This is a genomic window from Clostridium sp. MSTE9 (assembly GCF_000277625.1).
Classification (GTDB): Bacteria; Bacillota; Clostridia; order Oscillospirales; family Acutalibacteraceae; genus Faecalispora; species Faecalispora jeddahensis.
In genome coordinates this window covers 21,110-39,763 of the sequence record NZ_AKFU01000006.1, presented here as the reverse complement: position 1 = coordinate 39,763, position 18,654 = coordinate 21,110, and the positions used below count along the sequence as shown (strand labels likewise).

16 protein-coding genes are annotated in these 18,654 nt (G+C 51.9%); 10 read left to right on the top strand and 6 right to left on the bottom strand.

Going from position 1 to position 18,654, the window contains the following annotated elements:
- Positions 1-109: 109 nt before the first annotated feature.
- Positions 110-853, bottom strand: coding sequence for a GntR family transcriptional regulator (locus HMPREF1141_RS01385; protein WP_009060146.1), 744 nt, complete (start codon positions 851-853; stop codon positions 110-112).
- Positions 854-1,186: 333 nt separating this feature from the next.
- On the opposite strand from HMPREF1141_RS01385, the gene HMPREF1141_RS01380 reads away from it, so the two are divergent.
- From HMPREF1141_RS01380 to uxuA, 6 genes are all read left to right on the top strand, one after another.
- Positions 1,187-2,218, top strand: a complete 1,032-nt coding sequence (locus HMPREF1141_RS01380) for an alcohol dehydrogenase catalytic domain-containing protein (RefSeq protein ID WP_009060211.1) — start codon at positions 1,187-1,189, stop codon at positions 2,216-2,218.
- 86 nt (positions 2,219-2,304) lie between these two features.
- Positions 2,305-3,378, top strand: a complete 1,074-nt coding sequence (locus tag HMPREF1141_RS01375) for a TRAP transporter substrate-binding protein (protein WP_009060157.1) — start codon at positions 2,305-2,307, stop codon at positions 3,376-3,378.
- A gap of 69 nt (positions 3,379-3,447) precedes the next feature.
- Entirely contained in the window at positions 3,448-4,026 is a 579-nt protein-coding gene (locus HMPREF1141_RS01370; protein ID WP_009060174.1) for a TRAP transporter small permease, read from the top strand.
- Entirely contained in the window at positions 4,023-5,321 is a 1,299-nt protein-coding gene (locus HMPREF1141_RS01365; protein ID WP_009060186.1) for a TRAP transporter large permease, read from the top strand. The genes HMPREF1141_RS01370 and HMPREF1141_RS01365 overlap by 4 nt, the downstream gene beginning before the upstream one ends.
- A gap of 80 nt (positions 5,322-5,401) precedes the next feature.
- Positions 5,402-7,015, top strand: coding sequence for a mannitol dehydrogenase family protein (locus tag HMPREF1141_RS01360; RefSeq protein ID WP_009060200.1), 1,614 nt, complete (start codon positions 5,402-5,404; stop codon positions 7,013-7,015).
- A 110-nt stretch (positions 7,016-7,125) separates the two neighbouring features.
- On the top strand, positions 7,126-8,199 hold the full coding sequence (gene uxuA / locus HMPREF1141_RS01355; RefSeq protein ID WP_009060177.1) for a mannonate dehydratase: 1,074 nt from the start codon (positions 7,126-7,128) through the stop codon (positions 8,197-8,199).
- A 400-nt stretch (positions 8,200-8,599) separates the two neighbouring features.
- Here uxuA and murC read toward each other — a convergent pair whose 3' ends face one another.
- Complete coding sequence (gene murC / locus HMPREF1141_RS01350) at positions 8,600-9,991, bottom strand: UDP-N-acetylmuramate--L-alanine ligase (RefSeq protein ID WP_009060198.1); 1,392 nt, start codon at positions 9,989-9,991, stop codon at positions 8,600-8,602.
- A gap of 237 nt (positions 9,992-10,228) precedes the next feature.
- Between murC and HMPREF1141_RS01345 the strand changes: the two genes are divergently transcribed.
- The gene (locus HMPREF1141_RS01345) at positions 10,229-11,086 is read left to right on the top strand and encodes a dipicolinate synthase subunit DpsA (protein WP_009060159.1); all 858 of its coding nucleotides are present in this window, start codon (positions 10,229-10,231) and stop codon (positions 11,084-11,086) included.
- Between the two features lie 5 nt (positions 11,087-11,091).
- On the top strand, positions 11,092-11,670 hold the full coding sequence (locus HMPREF1141_RS01340; RefSeq protein ID WP_009060153.1) for a dipicolinate synthase subunit B: 579 nt from the start codon (positions 11,092-11,094) through the stop codon (positions 11,668-11,670).
- A gap of 679 nt (positions 11,671-12,349) precedes the next feature.
- On the opposite strand, the gene HMPREF1141_RS01335 is transcribed toward HMPREF1141_RS01340, so the two are convergent.
- Together HMPREF1141_RS01335 and HMPREF1141_RS01330 are read right to left on the bottom strand one after the other, a co-directional pair.
- On the bottom strand, positions 12,350-12,673 hold the full coding sequence (locus tag HMPREF1141_RS01335; RefSeq protein ID WP_009060132.1) for a hypothetical protein: 324 nt from the start codon (positions 12,671-12,673) through the stop codon (positions 12,350-12,352).
- Position 12,674: 1 nt separating this feature from the next.
- Positions 12,675-12,974 (bottom strand): DUF2089 family protein, encoded by a 300-nt coding sequence (locus tag HMPREF1141_RS01330; protein ID WP_009060155.1) that lies wholly within the window; start codon positions 12,972-12,974, stop codon positions 12,675-12,677.
- Between the two features lie 543 nt (positions 12,975-13,517).
- Here HMPREF1141_RS01330 and HMPREF1141_RS01320 point away from each other — a divergent pair.
- Together HMPREF1141_RS01320 and HMPREF1141_RS01315 are read left to right on the top strand one after the other, a co-directional pair.
- Positions 13,518-14,201: a TetR/AcrR family transcriptional regulator gene (locus HMPREF1141_RS01320; RefSeq protein ID WP_009060130.1), complete on the top strand. Its 684-nt coding sequence runs from the start codon at positions 13,518-13,520 to the stop codon at positions 14,199-14,201.
- Positions 14,202-14,283: 82 nt separating this feature from the next.
- Positions 14,284-15,375, top strand: a complete 1,092-nt coding sequence (locus HMPREF1141_RS01315) for a hypothetical protein (RefSeq protein ID WP_009060217.1) — start codon at positions 14,284-14,286, stop codon at positions 15,373-15,375.
- A gap of 278 nt (positions 15,376-15,653) precedes the next feature.
- On the opposite strand, the gene HMPREF1141_RS01310 is transcribed toward HMPREF1141_RS01315, so the two are convergent.
- Positions 15,654-16,931: a peptidoglycan-binding protein gene (locus HMPREF1141_RS01310; RefSeq protein WP_009060214.1), complete on the bottom strand. Its 1,278-nt coding sequence runs from the start codon at positions 16,929-16,931 to the stop codon at positions 15,654-15,656.
- Between the two features lie 92 nt (positions 16,932-17,023).
- Entirely contained in the window at positions 17,024-18,265 is a 1,242-nt protein-coding gene (locus HMPREF1141_RS01305) for an ATP-binding protein (RefSeq protein ID WP_242824540.1), read from the bottom strand.
- Between the last annotated feature and the right edge of the window lie 389 nt (positions 18,266-18,654).

Here is an 18,654-nt window from a genome sequence, read left to right as displayed (position 1 = left end):
GCTTTTTATACTGATTTTTCACTGAACAGCAGAAACAAGGTTTCGGTTTCCCCCTCACCGTTGGAGGGGGAGAAACGTCCCTTTTCGCCTGTTTCGTGAAGGCTTTGTGTTATACTGTCATCAGAAAATCTTCTTCCCAGATTTTGCCCTTGAGCTGGTCAGATTCCTCAATCGCGGTGAACAGCTCCGGGTATTTGCGCTTCATGCGGGTTTCTTCATCCTGCTTATCCACAATGTGAAGATCAATCAGCGTTCGGATTTTTGAAACGTCCCTCTCCTGGATCAGCCGCAGGATTTCTTCGTGCTGCTCATAGGTTTGCTGACGGATGTCCGTCTCCGAAAGGGACAGCAAACGGATCCGGTAATAATGGCTCGACATGTTCAGAACGTTTTCCAGACAGAACGGGTGGTTGGTCGCCTGAAAGAAAACCGTGTGAAAGGCGTCGTCCGTACGCAGAAAATCGCGGGCATCCTTGTTTTCCAGCGCCTTCTTCTGCTGCAGCAGCAGATCCTTTAAAGCTTTAATGTCAGATTCCTGGTAGCTTTCTAAAAACTCCCCCAGAACCCTTTCTTCGATGCAGGACCGCATAAAACGTTCGTCTCTCACTCGCTGGATGTCGATTTTAGAAACGATCGTGCCCTTTTGCGGCGTGGTCGTCACCAGACCGTCCTTTGCAAGCTGTATCAGAGCGTCCCGGATGGGAGAGCGGCTCACCTTTAAAAAGTCACTCAATTCGTTGATGTTGATGGTCTGGCCGGGTTTCACCTGCAGCCCAATGATGCTGCTGCGAAGGTACTGATATACATTTTCTCCCGCTGTCTGAGAGTCCTTGGGTTGCTTCTGATTGGTCACAAATGCCCCTCCTAAAATGAAAGTGGACGACGGAATAGGAAGAAATAATCTCTAACATATTGATCTAATATATTGTAGTGCAATACTGACTGTAATACAAGAGGAAATGAAAAATATTGTGCGGCTTCGCGCTATATCTATGTTAAAAAAATGACTTTTTGACCAAATTCATAAACGGTTGACTGGCATTTTGTAGAATATACTCATAGACTGATGCGTTTTACTATGCTATATTTAACATGGCAGACAGTTATATTAGGTTAATATATTAACGTAATATTTAACATAGTATATATCAGATGGAAATGTGCATTTTGAAGGGTGGTCACAATCTTGAAAGAAGTAGTCATTACCGGGCCCCGACAGTTTGAAGTACGACAGGCTCCTGTGCCGAAACCCGGTGACGGAGAAGTGTTGATTCAAATGAAAGCGGCCGGCGTGTGCGGTTCCGATTTTCATTTGTTTTTAGGAGAAAACCCCAATGCGGTATATCCCCGCATTCCCGGCCATGAGAATGCCGGTGTGGTGGTAGAGGTAGGCAAAGACGTAACCTCTGTTCAGCCCGGCGATGCCGTGGTGGTCGATCTGGTGGTTGCCTGCGGTCACTGCCCACAGTGCCTGAGCGGACGAAGGAACATCTGCCGAACGGTAAAGGCGCGCGGCGCCGCGATCGACGGCGGCTGGCGGGAATACCTTGCGGTACCGGAGCATGAGGTTTATATTTTGCCCAAGGGAATTACATATCGTGAGGCGGCACTGATCGAGCCCTTTGCCATCGGCGGCCACTGCACCAGGCGGGCCGGGATTCAGGGCGGCGAATCGGTGCTGGTGCTGGGCAGCGGAACCATCGGCGCGGTGATTCTGCAGACCTTAAAACAGAAGGGCTGCCGGGTGATTTGTGCCGATATCAATGAAAGCTCTTTGGAGCGTGCGAAAGAATACGGCGCCGATTCTGTTGTCAATACGAAGATACAGAATCTGAAGGAATGCGTACAGGCGTTTACAAATGGAGCCGGGGTCGATGTGATTTTCGATTCCGCGTGCTATCCGGGCTCGCTCACCGCGGTGCTGGAACAGGGTATTCCCACAAATGGGGCGACCATTGTCCCTCTGGGCTTCTGCACAGAGCCAGAAGGGATCACGCAGGCGATGATCAACGCGCGGGAGCTTTCCATCATCGGCACCAGAATGTCCAGCGGTCAGTTCGAGCCCACCATCCAGAACTTTGCACAGGGGAAATTCCAGCTCGACGGCATGGTCAGTCATTACATCCCCTTCGATCAGGTGGATCAGGTATTTGAGAATATGCTGCGCCCGGTGAAGGACATGAAGAAGATGGTCATCGTGTTTGGGGAGCAGGAATAGGCTTTTTTCAGAACAGGAATTTAGCGGCGGGGAAATTTCGGAGCCGCTAAAGATAGAATGTGAGAAAAAACAGGAGGAGTTCAAGAATGAAAAAGTTTTTTGAGAATTCGGGAGGAAAACCGACAGTGAAGAAGGTGCTTTCCAGCATCCTGGCGGTCGCGATGATCGCTTCCGTTACGACGGCGTGCGGCGGCAGCACCGGAAGCACTGCAAGCACAGGCGGCAACGCCGAGGAAAAGGAGTTCAGCCTGAAAATCGGCGACAACTGGGGAGTCACACACCCCATGGCGGCGGCTCTTGACAACGTCTTTAAGAAACAGATCGAAGAAAAGTCCGGCGGCAAGATTAAGGTGGATGTCTATCATGACGGTCTGCTGGGCGACGAAGCCGCTCTTTGGCAGGCTGTCCGCGACGGTTCCGTAGACTTCACGGTGGTCGGCACCCCGATGAACCAGGAGTTCCCGATGATGCTGATTTCCGACTGGCCGTTCCTGTATCGTGACCTCGACCACGCGAAAAAGGTCTGGACGGGTCCGATCGCGGATGAAGTTAGCTCAAAGTTCCATGAAAAATTCCCCGAGGTGGAGCTGCTCGGCTGGGGCCCCAACTCCGCGCGTACCTTTACATCAAACAAGAAGCTGACGAGCGTTGAGGACTTTGCGGGTCAAAAATTCCGTATGCCCAACAACCCGATTCACGTCGGTATCACCCAGAACCTTGGGGCTTCCGCGACGGTCATCCCGCTCGGCGAGCTGTTCACCGCGCTGGAAACCGGCACCGTAGACGGACAGGACAACGGCATGGTGACAGTGCTTGCCCAGAACTTCCAGGAAGTTCAGAAATACCTGTATGAAACCAACCATATCGTCGCCACCCTCGAGATCGTTGCGAATACGGATAAGCTTGAGGAAATGTCCGAGAATCAGCGCCAGATCATCCGCGACGCGGCCAAGGCCACCGCTGCTCAGGCGTGGGAAGACTACATTGCCTCCGTTGATAAAGATCGCCAGACTCTGATAGACGCTGGCGTGACCGTAACTGCCTGCTCCGACGAAGACCGGGCGAAAATCATTGAGAAAATCCAGCCCACCATCGACAAGCTTCTTGCTGAAAATGACTGGGCAAAGGGTCTGACCGAAGAAATCAAGGCGGTTCAGTGATTTAATCTGAACAAGACCGTGCCCCTCTGGCTGGGGTACGGTCTTGTGTATCAAAGAGGAGGGGGATTTATGTCCGACAGCAGTCATAAGTCGCAAGGATTCAGAAAAGCTGTAGACAAATTGTTCAAGGTCATAGAGATTGTGATAGCAATCTTTCTGGGCGTCATGATTTTTTTCACCTTTTTAAATGTGATACTGCGTCAGTTTAATTTGGGCTTTGCGTGGAGCGAAGAAGTAGCGCGCATCTGCTTTATCTATTTGGTCTATTTGGGCTCGATCATAGCCGCACGCGAAAACCGTCATCTGATGATTGACACGATGATTCACAAGGTTCCTCCCAAAGCGCAGAAGATTCTGTACGTGGTCATTCAGGGCACGATCATTTGGCTGATGGGTGTGCTGGCGACGGGCGCGTTTCAAAACGCGTGGAAGAACCGCAACGACTTTTGGGTTGCGACACACTTCCCGGTCTTTATGGTGCATTTTGCCGGCGTCCTGCTGGGCGTTTCGGTTATCATTATCTCACTGGTAAACCTGTACCGTATGTTCTTCCTGAAAGAATCCGTATTGGAGCTGTTCGGGGATCATGGTGAGGACGATGTGCTGTCCGATGACGGAGAATTAGGGGAAGGAGCCGGTCTGCAATGATTATTGCTATCTTTATTGCTTCCATGCTCGTAGGGATCGTCATCGGACTGCCGATCGCCGTAGCATTGCTGCTGTGCGCTGTGGCGACAGCGCTGGCGCTCGGCGGCGGCGACGCAAACCCGACGATCATCGCGCGCACGCTGATGCAGGGCTCGGATTCCGTTACCATGATGGCGCTGCCGTTCTTCGTGCTGGCGGGCGAAATCATGAATCGCGGCGGACTGACGAAGCGCATCATTGCGTTCTGCAATATCTTTATCGGGCGTGTGCGCGGCGGATTGGGTTATGTTACGATCCTCGCGTGTCTGATGTTTGCTTCGCTTGTCGGCTCTGCTGTCGCGGCCTGTGCCGCGCTGGGCGCGATTCTGATTCCCATGATGGCGAACTCCGGCTATAATCGCGAGAAAGCCGCCGCGCTCACCGCAAGCGCGAATCTGGTCGCGCCGATCATGCCGCCGTCGGTGCCGATGATTGTGTACGGCATTGCGGCGGGCGTTTCAATCAAGTCCCTGTTCATGGGCGGCATTGCGCCGGCCGTTTACCTTACGATCATCGCCAGTGTGGTGTGGTTTTTTGTTTCCCGCAAAAAAGGTGTTGTGCCGGATACGGAAACCGTATCGAAACCGACGCCGAAAGAAGCGGTTAAAATTATTCTCGCCGGTTTGTGGGCGCTGCTGCTTCCGGTGATTATCCTCGTCGGTTTGCGCTCCGGTTATTTCACCGCGACGGAAGCGGGCGTGATCGCCTGCGTCTACGCGATCCTGATCGGTCTGTTCGTCTACCGCGAGATGAAGATCAAAGATTTGATGAAAGCGTTTGTCGCGTCGGCGAAGATGTCCGCTGTGGTGATGTTCCTCGCGGCAGCTGCCAACTGCGCCGCCTACTTTATGACGATCTCACGCATTCCGCAGATGATGACATCCGGTCTTGAGGGCCTGGTGGAAAGACCGACGCTTCTGATGTTCGTACTGATGTGCATTGTCGTCGTTGTGGGTCTTGCTATGGACGTGGTGCCGAGTATTCTGATCCTTACGCCCATTATGCTCCCGCTGGTAAAGGCGGCAGGGATCGACCCGGTGTATTTCGGAATCGTGTTTGTACTGATGAACGTGCTGGGTCTGACGTCTCCTCCTGTCGGACCTGTTTTGAATGTGGCGTGCGCTACCGGCAAGGTGAAGATGGACAAAATCATCCTGCCGACCATGCCGTATTTTATAGCGCAGACGATCCTGTGTTTCCTGCTGGCGCTTGTGCCGGCACTCGTGGAAGTCCCCTTAAGATGGCTTGGGGGATGATCCTGTGAAAGCAGGGCTGATCGAAAAAACTGGCGAGCTGAAATTCGCAGGCTGTTATGAAGCCAAAAGGAGAGATTAGAATGAAGCTAAACAAAGAGGGAATTCGTCAGCAGGAACAGTGGGAGCAGGCCGGTATCCGCCTGCCCCGGTTTGACATCAACGCGATGCGCGCGCAGACTGAAGCCACGCCGCAGTGGGTGCATTTCGGTGCGGGCAATATTTTTCGCGGCTTTATTGCCGAGCTTCAGCAGCGCCTGCTGGAAAATGGCTCCGCCAGCACCGGGATCATCGCGGCGGAAACCTTTGATGACGAGATCATCGAGAAGATTTATCAGCCGTATGATAATCTGGCGCTTTTGGTGCTGATGAACCCCGACGGCTGCCTCGACAAGACCGTGGTGGGCAGCATTGCCTGCGGTCTTTCCGCCGCGCCGCACAAGGAGCAGGACTGGAACGAGCTCAAGCGGATTTTCCGCAGCCCGTCGCTGCAGATGGTGAGCTTTACCATCACGGAAAAAGGCTACAGCCTGCGCGACATGAAGGGGGAGCTTCTTCCGATCGTGCGCGAGGATTTGCAGGCAGGCCCCAAGGCCCCGCATCATGCGATGGCCATCGTGGCTGCTCTGGCCTATGAGCGCTACCAGGCGGGCGAGCTGCCGGTTGCTTTTGTCAGCATGGATAACTGCTCACACAACGGCGAAAAGCTTTCCTCCTCCGTATTGGAGATCGTTCGGTTCTGGCAGCAGAAAGGTCTGGTTCCGGCAGAGTTTGCCGCGTATATGGAAAATCCGGAAAAGGTGGGATTCCCATGGTCGATGATCGATAAGATCACCCCCCGTCCCTCCCCGGTAGTGCAGCAGGCTCTGGAGCAGGATGGGGTGGAGGAGATGGCCCCCGTCATTACGGAGAAAAAGACCTTTATCGCTCCGTTTGTCAACGCGGAGGTGCCGCAATATCTGGTGGTGGAGGATCAGTTCCCGAATGGGCGCCCCGCTTTGGAGAAAGCGGGAGTCTATTTCACAGACCGCACTACCGTGGAAAATACCGAGCGCATGAAGGTGACCACCTGTCTGAATCCCCTGCATACCGCTCTGGCGGTGTACGGCTGCCTGCTGGGCTATGATTCCATCGCGGCGGAAATGGCTGATCCGCAGCTCAAGAAACTGGTCGAGCGAATCGGCTACGACGAGGGAATGCCGGTCGTGGTAGACCCCGGCATCATTCATCCCATGGATTTTATCCACGAGGTGATCGATCAGCGCCTGCCGAACCGCTTTATTCCCGATATGCCTCAGCGAATCGCCACGGATACCTCCCAGAAGGTCGCGATCCGGTTCGGTGAAACCATCCGCGCGTATCAGAGCCGCGAGGGACTCAATCCCGGCGATCTGGTTTACATTCCGCTGGCGCTCGCCGGCTGGCTGCGCTACCTGCTGGCCCTTGACGACAACGGACAGCCGATGGAGGTCAGCGCCGACCCCATGCGCGAGCAGCTGCAGCAGTATTTACATGGAATCGAGCTGGGCAATCCCGCATCGTATCACGGCCAGCTGCGCCCGGTGCTGGAGAACGAAGCGGTGTTCGGTGTCAACCTGTACCAGGCGGGCCTTGGCGAAAAGGTAGAAGGCATGTTCCAGGAGCTGATTGCAGGGCCTCACGCGGTACGTGAGACTCTGAAACGTTATATTCTTTAAAAAGGGCGATTGATGTCTTTCCCCGCCGCAGGTGGGGAAAGACATGGTTGTACTTGCATCAGTTAATTGGAAAGTGAATCAATTCTGAAAAAAGAAGGAGAGAATAAGGCATGAAAATGACATTTCGCTGGTACGGCAGCGGCTTTGACCCGATTCCCCTGAAATACATCCGCCAGATTCCCGGTGTAACCGGTGTGGTCGGCACCCTGATGGACGTCCCCGCCGGGGAGCTCTGGCCGCTCGAAAAGATCAAGGCGCTCCAGAAAGAGGTCAACGATGCCGGCCTCGAGCTGGAAGTGATTGAGAGCGTTAATGTCCATGAGGACATCAAGCTGGGCCTGCCCACTCGTGATCGCTATATTGAGAATTACAAGCAGACTTTGCGCAACCTGAAAGAGATCGGCGTAAAGGTCGTCTGTTACAATTTTATGCCAGTGTTCGACTGGACCCGTTCCGATCTGGCCAAGGTGCTGCCCGATGGCTCCAACGTGCTGTCATACGATCAGTCCATCATCGACAAGATCACCGACCCGCAGAAGATGGCCGATGAAATCCAGAAGGATTCCGGCGAGTTCGAAATGCCTGGCTGGGAGCCGGAGCGCATGGCCAGCCTGAAGCAGCTGTTTGAGCAGTATAAGAATGTTTCTCACGAAGATCTGTTTGCAAACCTGAAATATTTTCTGGAGCAGATCATTCCTGTGTGTGAGGAATGCGATATCAAAATGGCGATTCATCCGGATGACCCGCCGTGGGATATTTTCGGACTGCCCCGCATTGCAACCAATGCGGAAAATCTGGAGAAGATTCTGGGTCTTGTCGACAGCAAATACAATGGCCTGACCCTCTGCTCCGGTTCGTTCGGCTCAAACCCGGATAACGACGTCCCCGCGGTAATCCGCCGCTTTGGCAATCGGATTCATTTCGCGCATGTGCGCAATATCAAGATTCACGAGCGCGGCAAGTTCGATGAAAGCTCACACCTGAGCTCCGACGGTTCTCTCGATCTGTTCGAGATCATGAAAGCCTATTACGATGTCGGCTTTGAGGGTTACGTACGTCCCGACCACGGCAGAATGATCTGGGATGAGAAGGGCCGCGCCGGTTATGGCTTGTATGACAGGGCGCTCGGCATCACATACCTGAACGGCTTATGGGAAGCCATTGACAAAATGAGTGCAAAGTAATATTCGAGCATATGGAACAGCGGATGGGCCATGCTTCCCAATTGGGAAAGCGGCCCATCCGCTGTTTTTACAGGCTGAGCCTGCACACACGTCGCGAATCAACTCGGCAAGGGAAAGTGTTTTTTCCGTCGCGGAGGGAAACTTTTATGAAACCTTCTAAAACTTATTATTTTTAATAGTTTCCCCTGTATAGGGTTTCTGCTGGTGCAGGGCCTGCCCCGGCACGAGGGGCAAACCCTGCTCCAGCAGGCAGATCATGTTTGCACTCACATTGTGAGGAAACCGGCAGAAAAACAATCGATTCCCCGCAAAAAAGTTTGATCAAATATAAAAAAGCCTGCCCCAGCTTGAAGGGCAGGCATCAATAAAATTGCGTCTGTAGAAAACTCTCTAAAAGCTATTACGCTTTCAATAGAGAATCTTTCTTCTGGCACTTTTCCACAATCAAATTTGCACACTTGTAAATATCGCCGCCGCCCAGCGTCAGGATCAAGTCCCCTGGCTGTGCGTGCGACATGGCGTAGTCCGCCATCTCTTCAAAAGAAGAAAGACAGACGCTGCCGGGAACCTTTTCCGCAAGGTCCTTGGAGTAAATATGGTAGGTGTTGGTTTCGCGCACCGCCAGAATGGGAGAGAGCACCACGTGCTCCGGGATAGACAGCGCCTTTGCAAAGTCGTCAAGCAGAAGATAGGTGCGCGAATAGGTGTGCGGCTGGAACAGTGCCCATACCGCGTGGAACCCCATGCGGGAGGCTGCCGTCAGCGTGGCGGTCAGCTCAGTGGGGTGGTGGGCAAAATCATCCGCGACTGTTACGCCGTCGAATTTGCCCAGTATCTCAAAACGGCGGTGGACGCCGGTAAAGCGGCCGAGGCTTTCCGCCGCTGTTTTCGGGTCGATCCCAAGGTAATCCGACACCGCGGCTGCGGCCAGCGCGTTCATAATATTGTGCTTGCCCGGAACAGACAGCGTAACGTCGGAAAGCTTTTCGCCGTGCTTGTAAACCGAGAAGCTCTCGCAGGCCTTCGGCAGATCAGAAATTCCGCCCGCGGCATAGTCGTTGTCGGGGTTCATGCCAAACGTGATGATCCGCGCGTTCTGGATTCCCTCCACCGCCTTGCGGCAGTTCGGGTCGTCGCCGTTGATCACCAGCAGACGGCTGGTCTGCGAAGAGAACTGATGAAAGGATTTGATAATGTTTTCCAGCGTGCCGAAGTAATCCAGATGATCGGCGTCGATGTTCAGGATCACAGAGATCGCCGGGGTCAGCTGAAGAAAGGTGTCCACATATTCGCAGGCTTCGCAGATGATCGTCTGGCTTTTGCCGACACGTCCGTTCCCGCCGATGGCAGGCAGCTTCCCGCCAATGATTGCAGACGGGTCCACGCCGCCGTCAATACACACCTGGGTGATCATCGCGGTGGTGGTCGTTTTGCCGTGCGTGCCCGAAACGGCGATGGAGTTCTCGTACCGGCAGGTGACGATTCCCAGCATCACGGAGCGTTCTACCACGGGGATGCCGCGCTCTTCGGCGGCCATCAGTTCGGGATTGTCGTGCTTGACCGCTGCGGTGTATACCAAGAGCTGTGCGTCGCCGATGTTTTCGGCCTTGTGTCCCATCGAAACGGGGATTCCGTAAGAGCGGATTCTATCAAGCGTATCGGATTCGTTCACATCGGACCCGGTCAGCTTAAATCCTTCATGGTGAAGAATCTCTGCCAGAGGGCACATGCCCGACCCGCCGATACCGACAAAATGGATGCGTTTGACCTGATCTAAAATATCCTGCTTCATAAAATAAGGACTCCTTTTATCCTGAAATCGCCGTACAAACGGCGCGAAAAATTGAAACTTCATTGCTTTTAGCGTCCAGAAGGCTTACCTATCTATTATATTGCTTTCGTCACATAAAATAAACAACTTTTTTCATTTTCCGGCGGAAAAAACCAGCCGGATATTCTTTTGCGCAATCACAACCACAAGCAAAAATCCATACTATATTTTAGCAGACGAAATAGGAGGTTATGAAGCTTGGAATGGAACAGCTTTGGAGTGATCGGCGGCGATCAAAGGCAGATAGCGCTGGCAGAATCCATGGCAGCTGACGGATATACGGTATATGCCTACGGTTTTGATAAAGCGGCAGAGCTCAAGGGAGTTCGGCCGGCAGAACTGAGAGATCTGGCACTGGTTTGCGACACGATTGTGCTGCCCTTGCCGGTAACGCGGGACGGGCAGCATTTGAATACGCCGTTGGGCAGCGAGCTGATCCCGCTTGACGAGGAGTTTGCCCAACTGATGCGGAACAGGAGAGTGTTTGGAGGCATGATGGATCGGCTGTATCAAACCAGCGAGCTGTGGCAGGAGATAGACACCCGTGATTACTTTGCCAGAGAAGAGCTGGCTGTGCGCAACGCAGCACTGACAGCAGAGGGAAGTATTGAAATCGCCATGAAAGAATACCCCGGCGCAATCGGGAAATCCCGCTGTCTGGTGGCGGGGTTTGGGCGTATCGGCAAAGCGTTGGCACATATGCTGCGGGGGCTGGGGGCCAGAGTGTCCGTCAGCGCGCGCCGTCCCGAAGATTTTGCCTGGATCGAGGTTTACGGCTACGAGCCGGTGCACACCGGCAGTATCTGTCAGAAAGAACAATACGATATTATCTTTAATACCATCCCGGCCCGGGTGTTTACCAGGCGGGTTCTGTCCGCCATACCCACGGATACGATTTTGATCGATTTGGCGTCTGCTCCGGGCGGTGTGGATACAGAAGCGGCAGAAAAGCTGGGCATTCACGTGATTCCAGCGCTTTCTCTTCCGGGGAAGGCTGCCCCAAAAGCGGCGGGAGAGGTCATTAAGGGGACTATTTACAACATGATGGAGGAGTGAGAGCCTTGAGCGGATTGACCATAGGCTATGCATTGACAGGCTCGTTCTGTACCTTTGAAAAATCGGTGGAGCAAATGCGCCGTTTGATAGACGAAGGACACCGGCTGATTCCGATCATGTCGGAAACTGCCTTTTCGACAGATACGAGGTTTGGCCGTGCGCAGGATTGGAATCAAAAAATTGAGGAACTTTGCGATCACGAAATCTGGCATACGATCGTTCAGGTAGAGCCGATCGGGCCGAAGCGCCTGGTCGATTTGATTTTGATTGCTCCCTGCACGGGGAATACCCTGGCCAAGATGGCCCACGGAGTAACGGACACCGCCGTAACAATGGCGGCAAAATCTCATTTGAGGGTAGGAGGACCGGTGCTTCTGGCCATTTCCACAAACGATGCGCTGAGTGCGGCAGCCCAGAATGTAGGCCGCCTGATGAACACGAAGCACATTTATTTTGTTCCCATGGCGCAGGACGACCCGGAGAATAAGCCGAATTCCGTTGTGTCGGATTTCAGCCTGCTGCCTGCCGCAGTGCTCAGTGCGGTACAGGGCAAACAAATGCAGCCGGTATTGCTGCAAAAATAAAAGGAGGGCGTTTCCGATTGGAAAACGCCCTTTTTTGCGGGCATGAAAAAACAGAAGCTGGTTTTTGTTTTAAATGAAATAAAATCAGCGGTTGAGTTAAAAGGATGATACATACTTCTTACGGATGATTCTATAAAGAAATCGTAAGGTAAATGGATACTTTTGAATCTGAATTTGATATACTGCAGGTTGTTTTTTCTTTCCGGATGAAACCGGAAAGCTTCTATCACGACGCAACGCATTTTGAAAGGATCATTCCATGAACCGTTAGGATCAAATTGCAGAAATGACGGCAAGTAAAAAGAGCTCCTCATTCTGCGGGCGCTGTTCCATTCCTGTTTGCTGATGAACTCGGTGAAGATCACAGGGCCAAGAGGATTGATCTTACCGCGATTCTGTTTTTCTGATCGTGGAACTTTCCTTAGCCCAGAATATCACAGATCATAGATATCCGCAAATCGAAAAATCACCGTAAAGGAGCGGCTATAGCATTTTCTGAAGGCTGAAACGAAAAACATACAGTCAAAAGGAACACATCGAGTCAATCGGTGTGTCCCTTTGCTGTTGGTTTGATTCGCGGTTTCATGGTGAGCTGCTGCAATACGGTATAATTTCTTAAAAAGTAAACCCATGGGGTTCTGTAAATACCCGGATTTCTCATCCTGCCTTTTACAGAAAGCTACTTTAAGTCCTGTATACTCATTTTTTCAAGCTCCGCACGAAGCTTCATTTTTTCGCGGCAGCCAAAATAAATGCCAAGCAAAACGATCGTCGGAATATTGCTGAGCAGGAATGTGGATGCAATGAGAATGAATATTTCCCTGCCGTCCATTCCATCATATACAGCCAACCCTAAAACCATCAGTAAAGAATACAGAAACGTAATTGCCGGGAGGATCAGTCCAAACCATTTGCTGTTCTTTTTCGATAAGAATATCTGAAGAAAAACGCCCCCCACCAATAAAACCAATACCAAAAATAATGCGACTGTTGCATTGGCCACGTTATTCGCCTCCTTTTAGTTTTTTATATTCCGAAATCAGAACCTTAGCTGTGTCAAAATCGATCTTATCATTGACAGCCAGTCGCTTGATCAGTGAAATGTATGGTTCATTTGAAATATCTTCGTTTATTTGAATCTTCTGGATTAATTTATCCAGCCGAAGTCTTACGGTTGGATAAGTGACGCCGTATTGATTGGCGATTTCTTTCAGTGAGCCCGACGCTAACAAAAAGTTCTTCATAAAAGACACATCTTCTTGATCAAGACCGACCATCCATTCAGGAACAATGTCTATTGCCATAAAGCACCTACCTTTCTTTAACTATATTTAGTATATTCTTTAATTTTATTTAAGTCAATATGAAAAATGTTTTATATATAATAAAGCCATCTCCAACAAAGCGCCGGCTTTTTGTATCGTTTTATTAGAAAATAAGGGAAATGGAAAATCCGCCCCAAATCTATTTTCTCTTTTTTTCGCGTCCGAAAAGTCCAGCTTGGTGATCACGTCCGGGTTAGCAATGCTGGTTACGTCCATTGTGCTCAGATACTGGAAGTCCTTATGGCCTGCTCCATGCCTGCGTTGTATTCGCCGCTGATTGCGGGAAACAGATCCCTCCAGCTGATCCAGACGAACTTTTAGAGTCTTGACCGCATCGCTCTTGTCACTCCGTTTGTAGGTGCCGGGGGGAACAGAGCCCGCCGACTGGCCCGACGAAGTCGGAGTCTTGCGCAGCAATCGCAGATAATAGATGCAAGCTATTGACAAATCATCGAGGAGGATTTATAGTTTAAGTAAACTATTAGTTTACTTAAATGCACTGTGATGAAACGGAGAAATGACATGGGACGAAAAGAACGCAGCCAAAAGGAAAAAGAGCTCAGGCGCGGCGATATCATCGACGCCGCCGAACGGGTTTTCTTTTCCAAAGGATATGAGAATGCCTCGATGGATGAAGTTGCAAAGGAAGCGGAATTCAGCAAGCGAACCGTTTATATGTATTTCAGCAGCAAAGAGCAGATTTATTACGAAATCATGATTCGGGGGTACCGGCTGCTGATCGATATGCTGGAAGCTGGTTTTGAAGAGAAAAAGCCTCAAAATGCGGTCGAAGAGCTGCGCTGTATCTTCTTCTCTTTCTTCCGGTTCAGCCAGGAACATGCTGCGTATTTTAAGGCGATCATGGAATATGAGACCAGGGATTCCGACCAATGCGCTGGTCTAAAGGACACACTGATCGAGGAATGCTACCAGTTGGGCGAGCAGATTTTTGACTATCTTTCGCGGGCACTGCAAAAAGGGATACAGGAGGGAAGCCTGCGCAAAGGACTTGACAGCGAAAAGGCCGCATTGATCTTGTGGGCGTGTACCGTTGGCGTTTTCAATACCAGAGAGAAGAAGAAAGAGTATTTAAGAAACTACCACAGCATCGATCCTGAGGAGTTCGTAACTGAGGCTTTCGATATGATGATGCATTTGATTGCAGACAAGGGAGAAACCGAAAATGAAAGGAAAAAAAATTTGTAAGTACGTGGTTAGAGGGCTTATCGGCATCGCCGGGGCGTGTCTTCTTTTATTAACTACTCTTTTTGTAATCAGCGGAGGTTTTATGAAACAGCATTATCTGGAACCGTGGTCGAAGGAGTACGCCGCACAATATGACGATGCAAGAATACGCCTTGCGGCTGGTGGAATTCTTGTCGCCAGCGGACACAACATGCAGCCGTGGATCATTCGGCTCGATCCTTCCGATCCCATGACATTCCATCTTTATGCTGACAGCAAGCGCATGACAAAGGAAGTGGATCCTTATGCGCGCCAGATGATGATTTCGCAGGGCACTTTTTTGGAATATGTCGCCGTAGCCGGTAAAAGAGAAGGATGGGATACCAGAATTGAGCTTTTCCCGGATGGGGAGTACGACGAGGGTGATCTTACCCACAGCATGGATACCCTGCCGGTGGCAAAGATCACGCTGGTAAAAGCGCAGCCGCAGGAGATTCCGCTCTATGGCGCCATATACCTGCCCGATACTAATCGGGAGCCATACCGGACCGAACGGCTTTCCGTTTCGCAGGTCACTGCCCTAGAATCACTTTCGGATGCCGCTGGAATCTCTATTCAGGTGTATCAGGAGCAGGCCGAGCTTTCGAAGATCGGCCAGTATGCCCTGAAGAGCGCGGAAATAGAAGCGGGCGTCTCCCGTGTCATGGAGGAGTCCAGTGCGATTTTCCGCGCCAGCGAATACCAGAAAAATCGATACCGTTACGGCTTCTCTGTAGAAGGCCAGGGCGCGTCCGGACTCAGGATGCATGTTTTGCAGGGAATGCTCACCGTTTTTCCGTCTTTGAATTCCGGTGAAGCTGCCTCCCGCAATTTTATCAGCTATGCCAGCGCGTCGGTTTACAGCACGCCGGCTTACGCAATGATCGTCACGCAGGACAACAGCAGAGCTTCTCAGGTAGAAAGCGGAATGCTCTACAGCAGGCTGGTGCTGACAGGGCATACGTTGGGCCTTGTTGTGCAGCCGCTCAGTCAGGTTCTGGAGGAATACCCTGAGATGGACGGCCCCTATACAGAATTCAAGCAGGCCTACGCGCCGGGCGGCGGCACAGTGCAGATGCTGTTTCGTATGGGATATCCGACCAAGGAAGTGCCGCTGAGCATGCGGCGGGACGTAATGGATTTTGTTGAGAAGTAATCGCGATGCGAGAACGCCGTCTCGGATTCGGGCCATGTTGGGTTAGCTGGCAAAAGAGACTTCTGATTGCAGAATTAGGATAAAAACAATAAAGGCAGGGCGGACGGCGGAAACGGATTAAGTTTTAATTATTTAGATGGTATATGAAAGCTGTCGCGGCAAATAAAAAGGCTTGCTGTCTGTGAATCACAGGCAGCAAGCCTTTCCGGTTGCTTGTAAAATATTATTTGGCTTTTGTATCGCTTTAATTGGAAAACGCTGTCTCCCTGTTTGCTGGCTCAGTTTTCTCTCTTCTTCGCGTCCGAAGAGTTCAGTTTGACGATCGTGTCCGTGTCGGCAATGCCGGTTACTTCCATTCCGTTCAGGTACTGAAAGTCCTTGACGGCCTGCTCCGTGCCGGCGGTGTATTCGCCATTGATGGCGGTAAACATATACCCCAGCTGATCCAGGCGGGTTTGCAAGGCCTTGACCGCGTCGCTCTTGTCACCCCGTTTGTAGGTACCGGAGGGAACAGAGCCAGCCGACTGGCCGGACGAAGCCGGCGCCTTGCTCGATGCAGCGGAGCTGCTGGAGGAAGATGAGGAGGACGAACTGCTGCCGGAGGAAGCGGGAGCTGACGAAGAGGATTCAGACGGCTTGGAAGAGGGGAGGTTCCCCTCCAGCAGCTCAGGGTATACGGTTCCCGCCATAAAGCTGACGGCCTGAATCATTCCGCGCCCCTGGCGCTCCATATAGGTCGGGTTCATTTCATACACTTGGTTTTTCTGAACAGCTTCCAGCTTTTTGTATTCGGCGGATTCCTGCAGCTGTTTTTTCACACCCTCAGCGCAGAAAATGTACTGCGGATTCGAGATGGTCAGCGCCTCGGTGGAGGCCTGTCCGCCGTTGCTGCCCGCAAACGCATTGACCAGACCGGCGCTTTCAATCAGCTTGCCGGCGAGCATGTCCCCGGTGGCTGCCTTACCCTTTGCGTCATACAGGTAGCAAACGGTTACAGGGGAGTCTTTCTCCGGAATAACGCGTGTAATATCGTCAAGCGTCAGGTAAATATTGTTCGCTGTTTTGATACCTTTTTGGTAGCCGGTGGAACCGCCCTTGATCGCCGCGCCCACTTCGGAGTACAGGCGTTCCAAATCGGAGCGGCTGGCAGCGGCGGGGAGGATCAGCGAAAGGATGCCTTCCTTCTGCAAAGCGGCGGTAACCTCATCACCGGGATTCGTTTCAAACAGCGCCAGTGTGGCGCCGGTTGCCTTTACCGCAGCGGGATTGGATGGATCCACATTCGGAAGAACGGATAAATCCTCCTGATCGCAGTCCTCCGATTTTGCTTTCAGAGAGATTTCGTACCCCATCGCAAGGATCACATCGGCAAGACTCGGCGAAAACACGGCAACCCCGGCCGGTTCGCTTTTCAAAGTCACAGTCCCGATTGTCACGGGGAAATCCTGTTCAGCAGCACCGGAACTGATGTCCCCTTTACCAGCGCATCCCGTAAACGCGGAAACAATCAGCACCGCCGATAGTAATCCGGCTATCATTCGTTTCAACTGTCCCATACAATCCTCCCTGATCTTTCGTTTTCAACCCTTTACAGAATGTTAACATAAAAATATAAATAAAATATGAAGCTGCCGTAAAGTCTGTCATTTTATAGGATGCTTTTTCCCTGACGGATTCTGGATTCGGCCAGACGGACATACTGCTGCGCGCAGCGGGGAGAACGCCCCGCGCGCTCAAGCGCAAAACGTTCCGCGCCGATCAGAAGCTGCGGCAGATGCTCCGAAAGGCCATGCTGATGGGCAAGCTTCTCCACAATGTCCAGATACTGCGCCTTGTCCGGTAGCATAAAGCGCACGGAAAGACCGAAGCGGTCTGCCAGAGAAAGGCTTTCCTGAATCGTGTCGACGCGATGAATTTCATCACCCTCGCGGTCTGAGAAGGTTTCCCGCAGCAGATGCCGCCGGTTGGAGGTGGCATAGATCAGCGTGTTTTCCGGTCGGGCAGCCAGACCGCCTTCCAGTACCGCTTTCAGGGCGGCATAAGTATCGTCCTGCCGGGAGAAAGAGAGATCGTCGATAAACACGATAAACTTCATCGGCAGCCCCGCCAAAATTTCTACCAGATCGGGGAAATGGGGGATTTCCGCTTTCGGCATTTCGATCAGGCGCAGCGACGGAAATTCATGCAGCAAGGCTTTTACGGTAGAAGATTTTCCCGTACCGCGGTCGCCGTACAGCAGGCAGTTGTTGGCCGGCAGACCCTGCACAAAGGAGCTCGTATTTTCCAATACCATTCCTCGCTGCAGTTCATAGCCTTTCAAATCCTTTAACAGGATCGGATCGGGGTGCTGAACGGGGGACAACATCCCATTTCTCCAGATGAACGCCCGGTTGCGCGCAAACCGGCCACAGCCGTTCTGTGCGTAAAAGGCTTTCAGCTGTGTCAGACAGGCCCGTGGCTCTTGCTGCAGTTGCGCGATAACCTGTCCGTTTTCCCAGCAGGGAAGGTCCAGCTCCGCAGCCTGCGGAAAGGCGCTTCCGGCCAGTATTTCCTGCGGAGTGATCGCAGACAGCTCCGTTAAAATTTTCAGATCACGCAGCGCCGCCGCTTCTATCAGAGAAGAAACCTCTTTTCCAGATGCCGCGGCAACTGAAAATGCGTTTTCATCGTACAAAACGGGCTCAGTCAAAGCCTGCGCAAAGTTTGTGTCGGCATTTTTTTGCCCGAGCAAAGCGATCAGATTTCCCCAGGCCGTTAAAAACGTCTCAGGCTGATTCGCCTGTGAAGCATTCAGCAGACGAAAAAACGCCTCCGGCACGCTTCTTTCCAAGATGCCTCTGTATACAGAAAGTGAGGCCATTTTCCATGCAGCCTCCTGAATTTGATTCACAATTGTTGCCCCTTTCCTGAGATTCAATGCTATTGTACCGTTCCTGTCACTTTAAGTCAATAAAAGTGCTTGACTTTTGCGGACATTCTCTATAAAATAAATAGGCATGGACAGCAAGTGCTTTTTTTGCTTGACGCCGGGCATCAATGGAAGCGTATCGAAGTGGTCATAACGGGCCTGACTCGAAACGGGCGAAGGCAAATCCGTGACCGAATTCCGGAAAAGCCCGTGTTTCCAAGGTTTCCGAGCCGCAAAACTCAGGAATCCATAGCTCTATTCTAACACGTTTCTAACGCCTGTGCCACCCTGAAAAACGGGGTAAAATTGAATATGGAGAGGTACCCAAGTGGTCGAAGGGTCCGCACTCGAAATCAAAACCGTTTTTCGAA

Excerpts from the sequence above, each read along its gene's own strand:
- uxuA (WP_009060177.1), top strand. The coding sequence starts at position 7,126 with ATGAAAATGACATTTCGCTGGTACGGCAGCGGCTTTGACCCGATTCCC.
- HMPREF1141_RS01365 (WP_009060186.1), top strand. The coding sequence starts at position 4,023 with ATGATTATTGCTATCTTTATTGCTTCCATGCTCGTAGGGATCGTCATC.
- HMPREF1141_RS01320 (WP_009060130.1), top strand. The coding sequence starts at position 13,518 with ATGGGACGAAAAGAACGCAGCCAAAAGGAAAAAGAGCTCAGGCGCGGC.
- HMPREF1141_RS01310 (WP_009060214.1), bottom strand. The coding sequence starts at position 16,931 with ATGGGACAGTTGAAACGAATGATAGCCGGATTACTATCGGCGGTGCTG.
- HMPREF1141_RS01360 (WP_009060200.1), top strand. The coding sequence starts at position 5,402 with ATGAAGCTAAACAAAGAGGGAATTCGTCAGCAGGAACAGTGGGAGCAG.
- HMPREF1141_RS01375 (WP_009060157.1), top strand. The coding sequence starts at position 2,305 with ATGAAAAAGTTTTTTGAGAATTCGGGAGGAAAACCGACAGTGAAGAAG.
- HMPREF1141_RS01370 (WP_009060174.1), top strand. The coding sequence starts at position 3,448 with ATGTCCGACAGCAGTCATAAGTCGCAAGGATTCAGAAAAGCTGTAGAC.
- HMPREF1141_RS01330 (WP_009060155.1), bottom strand. The coding sequence starts at position 12,974 with ATGGCAATAGACATTGTTCCTGAATGGATGGTCGGTCTTGATCAAGAA.
- murC (WP_009060198.1), bottom strand. The coding sequence starts at position 9,991 with ATGAAGCAGGATATTTTAGATCAGGTCAAACGCATCCATTTTGTCGGT.
- HMPREF1141_RS01315 (WP_009060217.1), top strand. The coding sequence starts at position 14,284 with ATGAAACAGCATTATCTGGAACCGTGGTCGAAGGAGTACGCCGCACAA.